This window comes from Jeotgalibaca sp. A127 (assembly GCF_052266745.1).
Classification (GTDB): domain Bacteria; phylum Bacillota; class Bacilli; order Lactobacillales; family Aerococcaceae; genus Jeotgalibaca.
Map to the genome: position 1 here is coordinate 26,185 of NZ_JBQPRC010000013.1, position 17,103 is coordinate 43,287.

Genomic DNA, 17,103 nt, shown 5'->3' on the forward strand with positions numbered 1-17,103 from the left:
CTCACATTGAAATATATTGTTATTTTGTGTACAATCTATAATTGTTAAGATAATTACAAAAGAATGGGTGGAGCGATTGAAGAAAGAAACTGGAATGAAGCTACTATTGTTGCTAGCCAGTTTGGGGTTATTACTTTATTTATTTTTTAATCTTGATTTTAACACGCGAACGACGTCCTTAAATCAGGCTTGGGAAACCACAGCTGAAATGAATCAAATTAAGGATGAACGGCAAGAGCGAGCTGAAACCATAGAACTAGACATTTTTTTTAATGAACAACAACTTATTTTCGACAAGCAATCCCAAACCTATTTCTATCCTATAATTGGAGAGAGTGAAAATGCTGCAAATCCAAAAGTTAGTTCACAAGCACATAACGGGAATGATTATCGGATTTTATTTGAAGGCGAAGGAATCAGTCAGGAAACAATTGGACAAAATAAACAGCATAAGATTTTGGTGTATGGAGATGAGTGGTACCAAGAATTCAATTTGGTTGTGACTACCCTCCCTATTTTTTCGATTGATTTGGATGATCCGTTTATCAACAAGGGAATTGGGGATCATGATAAAGATGCGATGGTCACGCTCTACGATACCGACTCACAAGCAACACCATCACAAAGGAAAATCGTCTCCAAAGCCCAAGTACGCTACCGGGGAGCATCCAGTCGTATTTTTCCCCAAAAACAAATTCGGGTTTCTTTAAAAATCATGTCTCTTGGTAGAAACATCCGAAATAATCATCTCTCATTGCTGAACATGCGTGAAGATGATGACTGGATTTTGTACGCACCTTATAACGATCCGGAAAAAATGCGCAATACTCTATCGAACAATCTTTGGTACGACACAATGGCGGACAATAACCGCTTCGCCATCAAAAACGGGACACAAGGCCGTTTCGTTGAAGTGTTTATCAATGGCGATTACTGGGGAATCTATACTCTAATGCACCCGATTGATGCGAAACAACTGGAATTGGAAGAGAACGAGGATCCGCGCAAGACGGATTATTATTACCGGATGGTATCCAATCATCCGATTGATTACACGCAATTTGATGGTTCGGTAAAGGATAACGTCATTCTCCCCGTGGAATTGCGCTTCCCAGAGAAAAATACGGACCATAAAGCCAAATGGGACCCTGGCATTCGCCATTCCGTCCTGATGCGTCAGTTTTCGGAAGAATCGCAGGCATATCTGTATGAACAAACGGATATTGGTAACCAAATTGATTATTGGCTTTTTCTTACACTGACCCGAGCGGTTGATAACTACCGTAAAAACCGCAACTATATTGCAAAATATGATGGAGAACAGCATGTGGTACTGGAATCGCCTTGGGATTTGGATTTGACTTGGGGACACAATTGGTCTGGTGAAGAAGAATTGCGGGCTATATTTGTGGATCAAGTCAATCAATACACCATGTTTTATCCATCTTTTATTTCCAGCAATGTGGACCAAAACAACCAGGAAATAATCAGAATGATCGTCGAACGTTACACAGAATTACGTCAAGGTGGTTGGTCGGATGAAGCAATGGCGCAAAGGCTGGATGAAATGATTGCAGATATCTATGGATCCGGTGCGATTGAGAGAAACCATGATCGTTGGGAGCGTTCGGCTTACACAGGTAATCCTGAACCATTCAAAGACTATGTCTTACAACGGCTTCAAGGCATGGACCAATTCATTTATGAACAAATAGGAGGCAGTGAATGAGTCAAAATAATCAAAATGTCGTTTTACGAAACGAAATGAAATTTCTGTGTCACGACTCTACTCTGCAGATTATTCGGCAAAGGCTCCAGCCTCTCTTGCGTATGGATGATTACACCGATAAGACGGGCGGATTTTACCAAGTGAACAGCCTTTACTTCGATGACTACGACAATACTTGTTTTTATGATAATGAGTATAGCTTGGGCGAAAGACGGAAGTTTCGCGTACGGACTTACAATGACAATGGACAATTTATCAAATTAGAGAAGAAGGCGAAAGATAATAACTTGAGCCAAAAAACGAGCTGTACCGTCTCGGTAAGTGAATTCCAACAGTTATTCAGTGGGGACGTAGGTGCATTGTATTGGCAGGCGGATCGCGAGCTGTTGCAGGAATTTTGTCTGGAAGTCATGACAAAACTGTTCCAACCTAAAGTAATTGTCACTTACGAACGCACGGCATTTGTCGATTTTCCCGGCAACGTCCGTGTGACATTGGACCGAAATATAAGTGCTTCCTACCAAAAGGACCGTTTTTTGACGAATGATTATCTGAAAGTGCCGGTTTTAGATGCTGGAATGAATCTTCTGGAAATAAAATTTGACGAATTTTTGCCCCAATACATAAAACAAGCCATTCAAATGGATGGTTTAGAACAGACTACTTTTTCAAAATATTACATGGCACGATCAGCTGTACAAACTTTTGGAGGGAACAAATGGGACAACTAATAGAAATGCTTCAAAGAATAGAGGCAGGTTTCAATAACACGCAAATCACCACGGTATCAACGATTACCATGCTCAGCATGGTTGCAATCTTTTCTCTTTACGAATTTTTAGTCTACCGCTTTATCTCAAAACGCAGCTTCTATTCCAAACAATTTAACATGGCTCTCGCGGTTATTCCTTTCTTTATTGCAACCATTATCATGTCGTTGCAATCCAATTTGGTTATCACGCTGGGAACAATCGGAGCTTTAGCTATTATTCGGTTCCGGACCGCCATCAAAGATCCACTGGATATGGTTTACCTTTTTTGGTCTGTCCACACAGGAATTGTCTGTGGGACTGGGCTGTACGAAGTCGCTCTTTTAACGTCCATTTTCGTTACCATCTTTTTGATTATCCTGGATTTTGTACCACTCGGACGGGCGCCGTTTCTTCTAGTCTTGAATATGGCGGACATGGACCAGGAAACGGAAATTTTAACGACCGTAAAAAAATACGCACGTAATAGCAAAGTTCGATCACGTAATTTTTCTAAAAATGGTCTGGATATGATCATCGAATTACGAACAAAATCAGAAAGCCAACTAATCAAGGATATAACGGAAATCCCATCCGTTCGCAATGCAGCATTGGTTGCCCATGATGGTGAAAAAGAGTTCTAGACTTAAGAGTGGGAAAAAAGGCGTTTAGCCCCGAACCTTCTAACGCATACCATATCCGTAAGCTACTAAAGTAGCAACGGCTATGGCAACTGGAACGAATAAGCACAGGATGGTCGTAGACCATCTGAGCATTATTATGGAGGCACTGTGGGCTACTCCCAAGTGTATCATGCTTGTAAGCTGCTGAAGCAGCAACAACCATGACAAAGTGGCGTCGGAGCTGCCTTTTGAGCACGTTTGCGTTAAAGTTATTCTTAAATAGATAAAGGGCTGGGGGAAAACTCCCAGCCCTTTATTGAACGGAATTGTAACCCTTTTCATTATGCTTTGACAGACAGCTATCTAGAACGTATCATAGAAGCATCAGGACTTAAATTGATTAATCATAATACAGGAGGATCAAGCATGAAACCAGATGTAGTGTTAGATTTTCAATACCCCAATCCCATAAATTTCGTATGGCATGCGCTGACGGATTCGCAGATGCTGGAAAGATGGATATGGGAAAATGATTTTCGTGCGCAACAAGGTTACTCATTTCAATTTCATGCCAAGCCCAATGAACATTGGGATGGTATCGTGAAGGGTGAGGTTCTGGAAGTAGATGAACCAAACCGGTTGTCCTATACGTGGTCTAGCGCAGGTGAAAACACTATTGTTACATGGACTTTGCATTCTGGTCCGGAAGGAACAAAACTTCATCTGGAACAGTCGGGATTCAGTGAAGAAATCAAGGCCTATGAAGGCGCCTTACAGGGTGCAATTGATAGTTGGACGGCATTTGCCGAGAAACTACGTGAAGTTTTGAATTAAGGAGGGTATGATGGAACAATTTGATCACTTTCTAGAAGGGGTCGAAAATCCCAAAAATCGTGAAAAATTGAAAGAAATCCTTGAATGGACAAATGAAAAGTTCCCACAGCTGGAACCGATTGTTAAATGGAACCAGCCCATGTTTGCTGACCATGGTACTTATATCATCGGTTTTAGTGTTTCCCAAAAACACATCGCTGTTTCTCCCGAAGTTGCTGGGATGAAGCATTTTACCGAACAAATAAACCGAGCGGGTTACACGCAAACAAACAATATTTTCCGTATTGGTTGGAATGACCCCGTTGATTTCGAATTGCTCAAAGAAATGATTACCTTCAATATCATCGATAAGGCCGAAGCCACAAAGTTTTGGCGGTAAGAAAATGGATCGTGAGATTGACAAGTGCCACCATAAAGGAATAGAATGCTATTGACGGGAATGAAGTTCTCCCATGGCAAAATGCCAGAACCGCTTATTAATTTATAAGCTGATGACTTCTACGATTAAACATCGTAGGGGCATTGGCTTTTTTTGTTTTCTACGATTAAAGGAGAAGAGACATGTTATTTTCACTGGCAATTATATTTTTAGAAGGTAGTGTGTTAGGGAATGTTTTAGAGCGCTTTAAGTTACCACGTTTGATAGGAATGCTCTTGACGGGGGTTTTGATGGGGCCCTATGTAGGGAATATAATCGATCCGTCGATTTTGGACATTTCGGCTGACTTAAGACAAATCGCCTTGATTATTATTTTAACAAGGGCGGGGCTGAGTCTGGATATTAAAGATTTGAAGAAGGTAGGACGACCTGCCCTGTTGATGTGCTTTGTTCCAGCTACGTTCGAAATTATTGGGGTGATGGTATTGGCTCCGAAATTGTTGGGAATCAGCCTTTTACAAGCTGCCGTTTTAGGGACGGTCGTGGCTGCTGTTTCGCCCGCGGTGGTGGTGCCAAAAATGTTGGGCCTGATGGAAGCGGGATATGGTACCAAAAAAGGTATCCCGCAAATGGTGTTAGCAGGAGCGTCGGTTGATGATGTTTTTGTCATTGTACTTTTTACTGCCTTTACGGGATTGCTTGCAGGTGGTAGCGTACATGCGACGGATTTTCTGACGATTCCGGTTTCCATTGTATTGGGAATTATTGTCGGCGTTGTGACGGGTTATGTGTTAACAAAGGTATTTACCCACTTTCATATGCGTGACACTACGAAAGTAGGAATCATCTTATCAGTTGCCTTTTTAATGGTGAGTATGGAAAAAGCACTGGCCGGTATTGTTGGTTTTTCCGGATTGCTGGGGGTGATGGCAATGGGTGTTCTCATTCAACAACAAAAAAGCGAAGTGGCTGTGCGTCTTTCCAATAAGTTCTCCAAACTATGGGTAGGTGCGGAAGTTTTGCTATTTGTTTTAGTGGGTGCCACCGTCAATATCGACTATGCCGCAAAAGCTGGTCTAGTGGCGGTAGTCTTGGTGCTGGGTGCGCTCGTATTCCGGATGGCAGGAGTCTTTACGAGTTTACTGAATACCCAACTTTCTCCAAAAGAAAAAGTATTTACGGCCATTGCGTATATGCCAAAAGCAACCGTTCAAGCCGCAATTGGTGGCTTACCTTTAGCCATGGGACTTCCGGGTGGGGAAATCATTTTGACAGTTGCGGTCGTTGCGATCATGGTTACTGCTCCAATTGGTGCTTTGTTAATCGACAATAGCCATAAACGACTACTGACAAAATCGGTTTAGTTGCATATAATAAACGGTAAAAGTATAAGTAGGTGAAGCATGAACGAATCAATCACAATCAGGCCAGCAACAGCAGAAGATGCCAAGGATTTACTGGGAATTTATGCACCATACGTCTTGCAGACGGCGATAACGTTTGAATATGAAGTGCCGACCGTTGAAGAATTTTCAAATCGCATTACCCATACATTACAAAAGTATCCTTATATCGTGGCGGTAGAAAACAATGAAATCATCGGTTACGCCTATGCTTCGCCATACGGAACGCGGAAAGCCTTTGATTGGTCCGCAGAAGTCAGTATTTATCTGGATTCAAACCAACGTGGCAAAGGGTTGGGCGGGAAATTATATACAGCTCTTGAGGAAATGTTATATAAACAAAACATCATTAACGTATATGCCTGCATTGCGGAAACAGATGAAGAAAGTGACTATTTAAACCATGCCAGCCAACGTTTCCATACAAAACGTGGCTATAAAAAAGTCGCACATTTCAAAAAAGCCGGCCATAAATTTAAAGAGTGGTTCGATATTATTTGGATGGAAAAACAATTGCGTGACCATCCAGATGAAGCCCAATCAATCATTCCCTTTTCAAAATTATAATAAACAAAACTTCAGTGCTTCTAGCTGGAGTTTTTTTATTATCCAAACTTGACGGTGGTCAAGGTTTAACATTCCGCACCAGCCTATACTTATAAGTGTAAAGAGGAACAGGAAATGGAGTGAGAAATCATGATGAAAGCAATTATAACCTTGGAAAAAATGACGTGTCCTTCTTGCCTGCAAAAAATAACCGATGCATTTAGCAGCATAGAGGGTGTCAACGCAGATAGTGTCAAAGGTTTATTCAATTCCCGTAAAATCATGACTGTTTTCAATGAAAAACTTGTTGTGATTGAAGAAGTTGAACAAGCCATCGCAGACCTTGGTTACGCTGTAGTCGGTTCAACCTTAAAAAATGAGACGGAGGAATAAATCATGCAAAAAAAAATACTGAGTAGTAAAAATCAAATCACCATAATGAGTGGAATCTTGATCCTCGTAGGGGTGTTCGGACATTTTATTTTACATAATACCCTGGTGTTCAACACTTCCTTCATTATTGCATCCATCCTGGGAGTCGCACCGATTGCGATTCAAGCTTATCAAGCGTTAAAAGTGAAAGTCGTGAGTATCGATGTACTCGTTACGATTGCCGTTATTGGAGCGTTCTTGATTCAAAACTACGAAGAATCCGCAATTGTGACGTTCCTGTTTTTGTTCGGTGGTTATTTGGAACAACGCACCTTGAATCAAACGCGTTCCGCAATCAAGGAACTAACGGAAATGGCTCCGGAAAGTGCGTTGTTGTTAATGGATGATGGTGAGTTTGAGGAAGTTGAAGTAGATGATGTTGACGAAGGGGACATTCTGCTTGTAAAAACAGGCGCAAAAGTACCCGTTGACGGAACTGTATTGTCGGGCGAAGGGCATATCAATGAAGCAAGTATTACGGGTGAGTCGGTGCCGGTTACTAAAATGGAAGGATCCGGCGTGTTCGCAGGAACCATCCTGGAAAATGGGACCATTCAAATCCGGGCGGACAAAGTCGGGGAAGACACGACATTCGGGAAAATCATCGAATTAGTGGAAGAAGCCCAAGATTCCAAATCAGAAGCGGAACGTTTCATTGACCGTTTTTCTAAGTATTACACACCGGCTGTTTTGGTCATCGCATTTGTAGTGTGGTTTTTGACACGAAATGTGGAACTGGCCATTACGATTCTCGTGTTGGGTTGCCCGGGTGCCTTGGTTATTGGGGTACCGGTCTCTAACGTTGCTGGTATCGGGAATGGTGCCCGCCATGGGGTTCTTTTAAAAGGGAGCGAAGTAATTGGAGACTTCAGTAGAGTGGATGCAATCGTTTTTGATAAGACGGGTACGCTGACGGTCGGTAATCCGGAAGTGGCGGAAAAAGCGTTCTATGGTGAAAACGTGGATATTGCGTTAAGTTACTTGGCAAGTATCGAGAAAGAATCGGATCATCCGCTGGCCAAAGCGGTGTTGAATGAACTTGGTGTAGTTAAAACGTTGCCGGTTGAGGATACGAATGTCGTAAAAGGTGGTGGGATTGTCGCGACTGTGGCAGGTCACCGGGTTGCGGTCGGGAACGTCGCATTGATGGAAAAAGAAAGCGTTCTGTTTGATGCGAAGGCAAAAGAAGATGTCCACCTTTTTGAAAAAAATGGCAACTCCTTGGTTATGACGGCAGTGGATGGAGAGTTGAAGGTGTTGATGGGAATTCGCGACCAGGTACGGCCAGGCGTTAAAGCTGATTTACAAAAGTTGAAAAAACTGGGTGTTAAAAATTTGGTGGTGCTATCTGGGGATAACCAGGGGACGGTTGATTTGGTTGCCCAGGAACTTGAATTGACCGAGGCGCACGGACATATGTTACCGGAAGATAAAGCGGCATACATCTCGGAATTACAAGCAGCGGGTCAGATTGTCGCGTTCGTTGGGGATGGTGTGAATGATAGTCCATCGTTGGCGCTTGCTGATATTGGGATAGCGATGGGAAGCGGGACGGATGTGGCGATTGAGACATCCGATGTGGTGTTGATGAATTCTGATTTCAGCCGCTTGCCCCACGCCTTGGGGTTGACGAAAGTGACAGCTTCGAATATGAAACAGAACATTGGGATTGCGGTTGGTGTGGTTGCCGTTTTGTTGGCAAGTTTGTTGTTCAGTGAGTGGATGAATATGTCGATTGGGATGTTGGTGCATGAAGGAAGTATTTTGGTAGTAATCTTGAATGGTATGCGTTTGTTGAAATATGACTTAAGTCACTAGAACTTGACGGTGGTCAATTTTTTATAACGGGTTTGGGCTTACAATAGGAGTAACAAAAGAAAAGGGAGCGATAAAATTATGTATAAAGCAACGATTCAGCTAGAAAGTCTGGCTTGTCCATCATGTATGCAAAAAATCGAAAGTGCAGTAAAGGGCCTGGATGGTATCGAACAAAGTTCGGTGAAGGTGTTGTTTAATTCCAGCAAGGTAAAAACGGATTTTAATGAAGAAGTAGTGAAAATAGAAGAAATCGAAAAAGCGATCGAAGACTTGGGGTATCCAGTCATTAAGTCAAAAGTGAAAGCAGTTTAAATTTAGGGGGAAACGTCTGTGGCAAAAATTAACGAATATATTAATGATAATCATGAAAAATTGGATTTGTTTACGACCGCGATTACGCGTGCTCATGGTAAGAACCATCCGGAAGCGTTCGATGTGCGGGAGCTCTACTCGCGGCTTCAAGAAAAAGTTCAAGATGCAGGCGATGAGAAACCGGATTTAGATACGGAATTTGCGCAGTTGCGCGAAGTGACTAGCGACTACGCAGTTCCGGGTGATGTGTGTGGTACTTATGAAGCAGTATATAACATGTTGGAAGAGGCGGATAAAGTTTATTCGGATTGAGGATTGGTAGGGGGTGATTACTCAGAGGTAAAGAGGTTTTTGAGTAATCAGTTTCAGGGCTAAAGTGATTACTCAAAGGCCACTTTCTCCTTTGGGTAATCACTTTTTCCAAATAACGATTACTCAAAGCTGGAAATCAATGTGAGTAATCACCCCAGATACCAAAAATAGCGTATAATAAGGATGTAAGCAGTTACAAAAAGAGGAGGAGTAGACAGTGACAACAAATAAAACGCCGCAAGAAAAATACGAGGAAGAATTGAAGCAAGAAGAACACGACCATCATCACAACCCTACCCCAGGGGCGATGACAAATCATATTCTCGCCAATATCCACACGTTACATGTAAAATTGCACCAATATCACTGGTACGTAAAAGGCCCGCAATTCTTCGCGCTGCATGAAAAATTCGAAGAGCTTTATGATGAAAATGAAGAATGGTTCGATCGACTAGCTGAAGTTCTTCTTTCCAATGGTCAGAAGCCAATTTCCACAACCGAGCAATTCCTGAAATATACCTTGCTGAAAGAAGATGGGGCAGACAAATACCTCTCCGCTGAACGCATGGTCGAGAACCTGGTTGACGACTACCGTGCCACCAGAGACCTCACAACGCGCACCATTGCTATGGCTAATGAGGCGGGCGAAGATGTTTTGGAAGATGCGCTTATCGGCTACAAAGCCACAATCGATAAAACCATCTGGATGCTTCAAGCTTTTGTTGGCAAAGAAGCCCACGAAGATGATCCGGCTTTTGAAGACGAAGAAGATGACGAATAATCAACATACAAAAAGAGCTCCGGAATTTTTCCGGAGCTCTTTGTCACTATAGGCTCAAATCCAACTCAGGTCCAAACGGTACAACCCCGTTTGGATTAATTGTTTTATGACTGCGATAGTAGTGTTCTTTAATATGTTTGAAGTCCACTGTCTCCGCTACACCTGGGTAATTATACAACTCTTTTGTATAGCGCCACAAGTTTGGGTAGTCAGTCAAATTGCGGATGTTACATTTGAAGTGGCCATAATACACACTGTCAAAACGAATCAACGTTGTGAACAAGCGCCAGTCCGCCTCCGTAATTTTGTCGCCGACCAAATAAGACTGGCTTTCTAAAAGTTCTTCCAGCTCATCCAGAGTCCGGAAGACGTTTTGCACTTCTTCTTCATAAACTTCCTGCTTCGTCGCAAAACCGGCTTTGTAAACACCATTATTTACATTATCGTAAACTTTAGCATTGATAGCATCAATTTCGGGCAACAATTCTTCCGGTGAATAATCACCCGCGATTGCACCCAAGTGGTTAAATGCCGAGTTCAGCATCCGCATAATTTCTGAAGACTCATTATTGACGATTTTATTGGTCTGTTTGTCGTATAATACAGGTACCGTTACGCGACCAGAATAATGTGGATCCACATGTGTATATACTTGGTGCAAGTAGTCCGCATTCAACACCGGATCCGCAATCACGCCTTCGTCTGGCTCAAACGTCCAGCCATTTTCAACCATCAACGGGTTCACAATCGACACCGAAATCATATCTTTCAAACCCTTGATGCTGCGCAAAATCATTACCCGACTTGCCCATGGACAAGCCAAGGAAATATACAAATGATAACGTCCCGCTTCCGCTTTGAAGCCCGCTTCACCCGTTGGACCCGCGCTCCCATCCGGTGTAATCCAGCTGCGGAATTGCGAATCTTTCCGCACAAACCGACCACCTGTGCTCTTTGTATCGTACCACTTATCGTGCCACTGTCCATCAACCAATAATCCCATGCCATTCATCCTTTCTGCTGCTCAATGTAATCATTATATCAAACTAAACCTGAACGGAGGTATTATATGAACCGCAACATCACCATAACCGGCGTCGGCAAAGCCAGCGTCAAACCCGACCTCATCGTCATCACCATGAATCTCGAAACCATCGATTACGAATACGAAAAAACGATGCAGTTAGCGACCACCGCCATTTCTAAATTGAACGAAGCCGTCATTTCGGTAGGTTTTGGGAAAAAAGACCTAAAAACCACCCGCTTCAACATTGACACTTACTATGAAAATTACCGCGATAAAAACGAGGACTACAAACGGCGCTTCGCTGGGTATAGCTGCCAACATAGTTTGAAGCTTGAATTCGACTATGATTCCGATCAACTTTCCAAAGTTTTGTCCGCGGTGGCTAAATCGGAAGTGTTCCCGGAAATCACTATCCAGTTCACCGTCAAAGACTCAAGTGCGGTTAGCGAACAACTCCTGATTAATGCGACCGAAAATGCGCACCACAAAGCTGAAATATTGGCACGTGCAGCCGGCGCGAAACTGGGAGAATTAATACAAATCGACTATAGCTGGCATGATATATATTTCCATTCTGAAACTTCCTACAAACGCGACAGCCGCATCATGATGGAAGTCGCTGCACCCGAAATCGAACCCGAAGATATCAACGTCCAGGATTCTGTTTCGTTCAAATGGGAAATTATCTAAACGTTTCAATAGCAGCATCAAGGTCCGTGTTAGTAGTGATGGTCTCAAAGAAACCCATCATTTCCTTGTAAAAAGATAACCGTACAGGAGAAGCGGCTTCAAGCTTTTTATACAGAGTGCGTGAAATGCGCTCCGGACTGCGACTGACAGCCTCCATCACCATCATGATTGTACATGTCCGAATCACGTCCTTCATTTGGTTGCGTTCAAGAGGGGCATTGGTGGCATAAATAAATTTGAGCAATTGACGGACTTCCTCATCCAGTAAGCCTTCTTTGGCACTGAAGAGAGTGAAGTGGCCGTCTTTTTTGTCTTCATCTATGTCCTGTAGATCATCAAGCAGTTGCAGGAATGCCCCATACTCAAAAGCAAAGCGCATTTCCTCTTTCGTGAGGGTTCCTTTGACCAAGAAAGCATCAGCCAATACCGATGCGCCACCTTTCATGAAACTGAGACGAAGGATTTCCTCTTTTTTAAGCGTACCATGTTGGTGAAGGCTGGCAATTTGAGCCTCATGGATAAACGCAATACTTTCGAACACTTCCGGAAACTGTTCCCGTGGGAAATGACCTTCAATCATGGCGAACAATTCTGTAAGGCGATCGGGATAGGTTGGTTCGCCCCTTAAAGCACGGCTGATATGTTCATTGAATTCCTTTTTCTCCTCCAGGGAAATATCCGGATTATCTAGATAGTTGTCCGTATAAGGGTAGAGCATGCTATAGGCATAAACAGGTGAGGTCAGTTCGAGTGGCAAATCCCAATATAACTGCAAACTATTCATAATCCAGACATTACGCATGGCTTGATAAACTTCCCAGGTTTTCAGTTTGCCATCCATTTCGGCGGCTTGATTCATAAATTGTTCAGCAACGTCCAAATAGCCCTTTTCCAGGAAATATTTCAGGAAAGGGCGCTCGAATAGAAGTTTCTCTTCATCTAATTTCAAAAGAAAAGTTGTTACAATCATTTTTATCTCTTCCCGGTCATCAGTTGAATTCAGATCCGATTGTAGTTTAGTGGCATACTGTTTCAGCTTCCGCTCGTTTTTCAGTTTGCGGAAAAAAGGAACGGACTTCAGTGACACTGGCGCTGCCGTCAGAAACATTTGGAACGCCTCTTCGAAGAGCTGGTTTTTAGGAATCATGGTTGTCATGGCCTCCTTTAATGGTTACAGTGATTATATCAGAAAAGACGAATGACAGTAGGAGTGGGACAATGTCAAAAAGCGAAGCAGCAGTGTTTACCAATATGTGTATGATTCAGGATGGACGAGGGCGGCTCTTGGTGCAGGACCGGAAGAAAGTGGACTGGCCTGGACTGACATTCCCAGGAGGGAAAGTCGAGAAGAACGAATCGTTCGTTGCCTCGGTGATTCGCGAGGTCAAAGAAGAAACAGGGTTGACGATTTTTGATCCGGTATTGTGCGGCATCAAGCAATTCCAGGATAGCAAAGATGCCCGCTACGTGGTTTTATTTTTCAAAGCATCGGTTTTCGAAGGAGAGTTGCAAAGTTCCGATGAAGGCGAAGTTTTTTGGATCGAACGCCAGGAAATCATGAGTCATTCACTCGCCCCGGATTTTGCAGCAATGCTGGAAGTTTTCGAAGATGACAGTTTAAGTGAATTTTACTATCATGGTGAAGAGTGGAAGTTTCAGCTTTATTGAGGAAAGTTTTGTGATTTTTTCTATTAATTTTTTGCAAAAATCGTGATATGATATGCAGTGGAGACTTACTCAAGAGGCTGAAGAGGACGCACTCGAAATGCGTTAGGCGTCGGAAGGCGTGCAGGGGTTCAAATCCCCTAGTCTCCGTAAATAATAATCCCTTTAAAATGACTTAGTCGCTGTTTTTGGTGACTAAGTCATTTTAAATTTAAACAAAGTGACTTAGTCAGGTAAAACTACCGAGTAAATCACTTTAAACGATTTTAAAGTGACTTCCATCCCAGTGAGTCACTTTATCGCCATTCCAAACTTCAAAAACCACGAATTCATTTAAGTTTCGAGGTTTATTTTTACCTCACAGTGGTATAATTATCCTAACTAAAGAAAAGTAGGTGACTTTATTTGAATTTGAAATTTTCTGAGTACAAATATGAACGTCCTGATTATGAGGTTTATAAAGCTGAAGCAACAGCAGCGATTGAAAAATTAAAAGAAGCACCCGATGCAGATGAAGCGGTGGCAGCAGTCATGACTATGACGAATCTGTTGAATGAAGCGGATAAGTTTGGTCAATTGGCCTATATCCGCCATTCCATCAACACAAAAGATGCATTTTACCAAGGGGAACAAGAATATTGGGATGAGTATATTCCTTTGTATTCGGAAATTAACACCCAATACTATCAAGCAATCCTTGATACTCCATACCGAGAAGAATTGGAACAAGTTCTTCCAAAGCAATACTTCAAGATGGCTGAATACAAACTAAAAGCATTCAGTCCAGAAGTAATAGAACTCTTACAAAAAGAAAATGAATTGGCGAGTGCCTATGACAAATTAGTCGCAAGCGCACAAATCGAATTTGATGGTAAAATCCTGAACCTTTCCGGATTGGGACCTTACCAACAATCAACTGACCGCCACATTCGTAAAGCGGCATCAGAAGCATATTTCAAATTTTTCCAGGAAAACGAAGAAAAATTCGATGACATTTACGACCAACTGGTGAAATTACGCGACAAAATCGCGAAAAAACTTGGCTTCAAAGATTTCGTCGAACTGGGCTACATCCGCATGGAGCGTTATGACTACAACCGCGAAATGGTCCAAACGTACCGTGAAAACGTGTTGAACGATGTCGTTCCGGTGGCGCAAAAACTTTATGAACGCCAAGCGAAACGTATCGGTGTGGACCGCATGAATTACTATGATTTAAACCTTGAGTTCCTGAACGGCAACGCCACACCAAAAGGCGACGCCGCTTATATCATGGAAATGGGTCAAAAGATGTACCATGAACTTTCCAAGGAAACGGGTACGTTCATTGACTATATGTACGACCGTGATCTTTTGGATTTGGAAACGAAAGACGGTAAACAAAGCGGTGGGTACTGTACGTTCATTCCCGGCTACGATTCACCCTTCATTTTCGCAAACTTCAATGGAACAAGTGGCGACATCGATGTGCTGACACACGAAGCGGGTCATGCATTCCAGGTATTCCAATCCCGTTGGATCAAACAACCGGAGTTGGTATTCCCGACCAGCGAAAGTGCTGAAATCCACTCCATGAGTATGGAGTTTTTCACTTATCCATGGATGGAGCTATTCTTTAAAGAAGAAACTGAAAAATACAAATACAGTCATTTGGGCGGAGCCTTGCAATTTCTTCCTTACGGTGTCTTGGTTGATCACTTCCAACATGAAATTTATGAAAATCCGGAAATGACACCGTCAGAACGGAAAGCAACGTGGCGAAAATTGGAGAAAATGTATAATCCGCATAAAGATTATTCCGAAAATCCATTCTTGGATCAAGGGACGTTGTGGTTCCGCCAAGGACACATTTTCGATACGCCTTTCTACTATATAGATTATACGTTGGCGCAAGTATTGGCATTCCAATTCTGGAAGCGTGCAATTATCGACAAGGATGAGAATGCTTGGGATGATTACTTGGCAATCTGTGAAGTGGGCGGAACAAGTAGCTTCCTCGAGCTTGTTAAATTGGCGCATTTGAAATCACCGTTTGAGGAAGGTTCGTTGACGGATGTCATTCATGCCATCGATGCAGAACTTTCTGCAGTGGATGACAGTAAATTATAAAAAAAGGAAGAGCGGAAGCCGCTCTTCCTTTTTTTGATAAATTTCGTAAATATAGTACAATAGAAAGTGAAGTTAAAAATCAAATCAGAAAGAATGTGTATAGTTCAATGTCGGAGGGAATAAGGAACAGGATTGCTTTTAAGAGTGCCATTAATAAAGATATTATGAATATCGCGTGGCCCGTGCTGATTGAATTGGTGCTAGGTTCGGTTTTTGGGATGATTGACATGATGATGTTGGGGAATATTGCGGACACAGGTTATGCGGCTGCGGCAGTAGCCTCGGTTGGGGTTGTAAATCAACCGCTGTTTCTGGGACTTTCGGTTGTTCAGGCGTTAAACGTCGGGGGAACGGCGATTATCGCACGGTATTTTGGAGCTGGTAAGAAGGATCAGATGGAAAATGTCACAAAGCATGTCCTAATAATCAGCATGACATTGGCCTTGCCACTTGCAATTTTAGCTTTTATTTATGCCCGTGAAATTATGGCCTTTATGGGAGCGGAGCAGGCAACAATTGATATCGGTATCAGCTATTTCCGGATTATTTGTGTCAGTTACTTATTCCAATCCTTTAACTTTGGGGTGACAGGGTCCTTGCGTGGGATTGGTGAAACGAAAGTACCGATGAACATCAATATCCGGGTTAACTTTATGAACGTAATCGGGAATGCCATTTTGATTTATGGACTTTTGGGCTTTCCGGAACTGCGGATTGCCGGTGCGGCTATTTCAACGGCCTTGGCGAATTTCACGGCCAGCATCTTTATGGTTCGTTACTTGATGTCAGGAAAAAGTGATTTACGTTTCTCGTTCAAGAATAAATTTAACTTTTCCAAACGTACATTGAAAAATTTGATTACGATTGGTTTGCCGTCAGCGATTGAACAATTAGTGATGCGAACGGGTATAATTTTATTTGTGCAGGTTGTCTCAAGTCTAGGCACAGTGGTCTTTGCAGCGCATCAGATTGGAATGAGTATTCTTTCACTGTCGTTTGTAATTGGGCAGGCATTCGGTATCTCTGCGTCGGCATTGGTCGGAAAAGCGCTCGGTGCCAAGAAATCGGATGACGCAGAAAAGTATGCCCATAACAGTTCCATGATGGGAAGTGCCAGCGGGATAGTGGTGGGAATGGTGATGTTCCTCTTTGCGGAAATTCTAGTCGGTCTTTATTCGAATGATCCGGCTATTATCGAAAATGCCTCATCGGCTTTGCGAGTTGCGGCTGTGATTCAACCTTTCCAGGCGAATCAGTTAATTGTAGCTGGTTCCTTGCGTGGGGCAGGAGATACACGTTTCCCACTGGTTTCAACATTTATTGGGGTTTTGGGAATACGGGTTATCTTGGCAAATATCTTTATTCAGGTATTTGGTTTTGGTTTGATAGGTGCTTGGCTAGCGATAGCAGTAGACCAGTTTGTGCGCTGGATACTTATTCGTTTACGTTTCCGCTCCGGCAAATGGAAAACAATTAGTTTGGCTTAATATAGTAGAACGCTAGCGGATCTTGATGAACCGTTGGCGTTTTTTTAAATAATATAAAAAAACACTTGACCGTGCTCTTTGCAGATGCTATTATATAAAAGTTGCCGCGAGCACTTCATGGAAAACACGAAAAAAGAAATTTTAAAAAAGTGTTGACAAAGAGTTGCGCAGGTGATAATATTAAGAAGTTGTCACGAACGGAACATC

At 42.7% G+C, this 17,103-nt stretch carries 18 protein-coding genes, 1 tRNA gene and 1 riboswitch; of the genes, 17 read left to right on the forward strand and 2 right to left on the reverse strand.

The window, feature by feature from the left end; all coding sequences use genetic code 11:
• Positions 1-76 precede the first annotated feature (76 nt).
• From ACTVAI_RS10540 to ACTVAI_RS10595, 12 genes are all read left to right on the forward strand, one after another.
• Entirely contained in the window at positions 77-1,729 is a 1,653-nt protein-coding gene (locus tag ACTVAI_RS10540) for a CotH kinase family protein (RefSeq protein ID WP_443486629.1), read from the forward strand.
• The gene (locus ACTVAI_RS10545; protein WP_443474385.1) at positions 1,726-2,460 is read left to right on the forward strand and encodes a polyphosphate polymerase domain-containing protein; all 735 of its coding nucleotides are present in this window, start codon (positions 1,726-1,728) and stop codon (positions 2,458-2,460) included. The genes ACTVAI_RS10540 and ACTVAI_RS10545 overlap by 4 nt, the downstream gene beginning before the upstream one ends.
• Positions 2,448-3,122, forward strand: a complete 675-nt coding sequence (locus ACTVAI_RS10550; RefSeq protein WP_443474384.1) for a DUF4956 domain-containing protein — start codon at positions 2,448-2,450, stop codon at positions 3,120-3,122. The genes ACTVAI_RS10545 and ACTVAI_RS10550 overlap by 13 nt, the downstream gene beginning before the upstream one ends.
• Before the next feature lie 405 nt (positions 3,123-3,527).
• A complete protein-coding gene (locus ACTVAI_RS10555) occupies positions 3,528-3,935 on the forward strand; it encodes an SRPBCC family protein (protein WP_443474383.1) in 408 nt (135 codons plus the stop codon).
• Between the two features lie 10 nt (positions 3,936-3,945).
• Positions 3,946-4,314, forward strand: coding sequence for an iron chaperone (locus ACTVAI_RS10560; protein ID WP_443474382.1), 369 nt, complete (start codon positions 3,946-3,948; stop codon positions 4,312-4,314).
• A 47-nt stretch (positions 4,315-4,361) separates the two neighbouring features.
• A riboswitch (Fluoride riboswitch) is annotated at positions 4,362-4,443 on the forward strand.
• A gap of 53 nt (positions 4,444-4,496) precedes the next feature.
• Entirely contained in the window at positions 4,497-5,678 is a 1,182-nt protein-coding gene (locus ACTVAI_RS10565) for a cation:proton antiporter (protein WP_443486630.1), read from the forward strand.
• A 39-nt stretch (positions 5,679-5,717) separates the two neighbouring features.
• Positions 5,718-6,284, forward strand: a complete 567-nt coding sequence (locus tag ACTVAI_RS10570) for a GNAT family N-acetyltransferase (protein WP_443474380.1) — start codon at positions 5,718-5,720, stop codon at positions 6,282-6,284.
• A gap of 129 nt (positions 6,285-6,413) precedes the next feature.
• Complete coding sequence (locus ACTVAI_RS10575; protein WP_443474379.1) at positions 6,414-6,656, forward strand: heavy-metal-associated domain-containing protein; 243 nt, start codon at positions 6,414-6,416, stop codon at positions 6,654-6,656.
• Between the two features lie 3 nt (positions 6,657-6,659).
• Positions 6,660-8,513, forward strand: a complete 1,854-nt coding sequence (locus ACTVAI_RS10580; protein ID WP_443474378.1) for a heavy metal translocating P-type ATPase — start codon at positions 6,660-6,662, stop codon at positions 8,511-8,513.
• 78 nt (positions 8,514-8,591) lie between these two features.
• The gene (locus ACTVAI_RS10585; RefSeq protein ID WP_443474377.1) at positions 8,592-8,825 is read left to right on the forward strand and encodes a heavy-metal-associated domain-containing protein; all 234 of its coding nucleotides are present in this window, start codon (positions 8,592-8,594) and stop codon (positions 8,823-8,825) included.
• An 18-nt stretch (positions 8,826-8,843) separates the two neighbouring features.
• Complete coding sequence (locus tag ACTVAI_RS10590; RefSeq protein WP_443474376.1) at positions 8,844-9,137, forward strand: iron-sulfur cluster repair di-iron protein, ric; 294 nt, start codon at positions 8,844-8,846, stop codon at positions 9,135-9,137.
• A gap of 217 nt (positions 9,138-9,354) precedes the next feature.
• The gene (locus ACTVAI_RS10595; protein ID WP_443474375.1) at positions 9,355-9,918 is read left to right on the forward strand and encodes a Dps family protein; all 564 of its coding nucleotides are present in this window, start codon (positions 9,355-9,357) and stop codon (positions 9,916-9,918) included.
• A 46-nt stretch (positions 9,919-9,964) separates the two neighbouring features.
• Here ACTVAI_RS10595 and ACTVAI_RS10600 read toward each other — a convergent pair whose 3' ends face one another.
• Positions 9,965-10,921: a glutathione S-transferase family protein gene (locus ACTVAI_RS10600; protein WP_443474374.1), complete on the reverse strand. Its 957-nt coding sequence runs from the start codon at positions 10,919-10,921 to the stop codon at positions 9,965-9,967.
• Between the two features lie 66 nt (positions 10,922-10,987).
• Here ACTVAI_RS10600 and ACTVAI_RS10605 point away from each other — a divergent pair, with 66 nt between their 5' ends.
• Positions 10,988-11,635, forward strand: a complete 648-nt coding sequence (locus ACTVAI_RS10605) for an SIMPL domain-containing protein (protein ID WP_443474373.1) — start codon at positions 10,988-10,990, stop codon at positions 11,633-11,635.
• Here the strand turns inward: ACTVAI_RS10605 and ACTVAI_RS10610 are convergent.
• A complete protein-coding gene (locus tag ACTVAI_RS10610) occupies positions 11,628-12,782 on the reverse strand; it encodes a hypothetical protein (protein ID WP_443486631.1) in 1,155 nt (384 codons plus the stop codon). The two genes, ACTVAI_RS10605 and ACTVAI_RS10610, sit on opposite strands and share 8 nt — an antisense overlap.
• A gap of 71 nt (positions 12,783-12,853) precedes the next feature.
• Between ACTVAI_RS10610 and ACTVAI_RS10615 the strand changes: the two genes are divergently transcribed.
• The 4 genes from ACTVAI_RS10615 to ACTVAI_RS10630 all read left to right on the forward strand — a co-directional run bounded on the left by ACTVAI_RS10615 (position 12,854) and on the right by ACTVAI_RS10630 (position 16,896).
• Entirely contained in the window at positions 12,854-13,303 is a 450-nt protein-coding gene (locus tag ACTVAI_RS10615) for an 8-oxo-dGTP diphosphatase (RefSeq protein ID WP_443474371.1), read from the forward strand.
• A gap of 59 nt (positions 13,304-13,362) precedes the next feature.
• A tRNA-Ser gene (locus ACTVAI_RS10620) sits at positions 13,363-13,450 on the forward strand.
• 261 nt (positions 13,451-13,711) lie between these two features.
• Positions 13,712-15,409, forward strand: a complete 1,698-nt coding sequence (locus ACTVAI_RS10625) for a M3 family oligoendopeptidase (protein WP_443474423.1) — start codon at positions 13,712-13,714, stop codon at positions 15,407-15,409.
• 107 nt (positions 15,410-15,516) lie between these two features.
• Positions 15,517-16,896: an MATE family efflux transporter gene (locus ACTVAI_RS10630; RefSeq protein ID WP_443486632.1), complete on the forward strand. Its 1,380-nt coding sequence runs from the start codon at positions 15,517-15,519 to the stop codon at positions 16,894-16,896.
• Positions 16,897-17,103 lie beyond the last annotated feature (207 nt).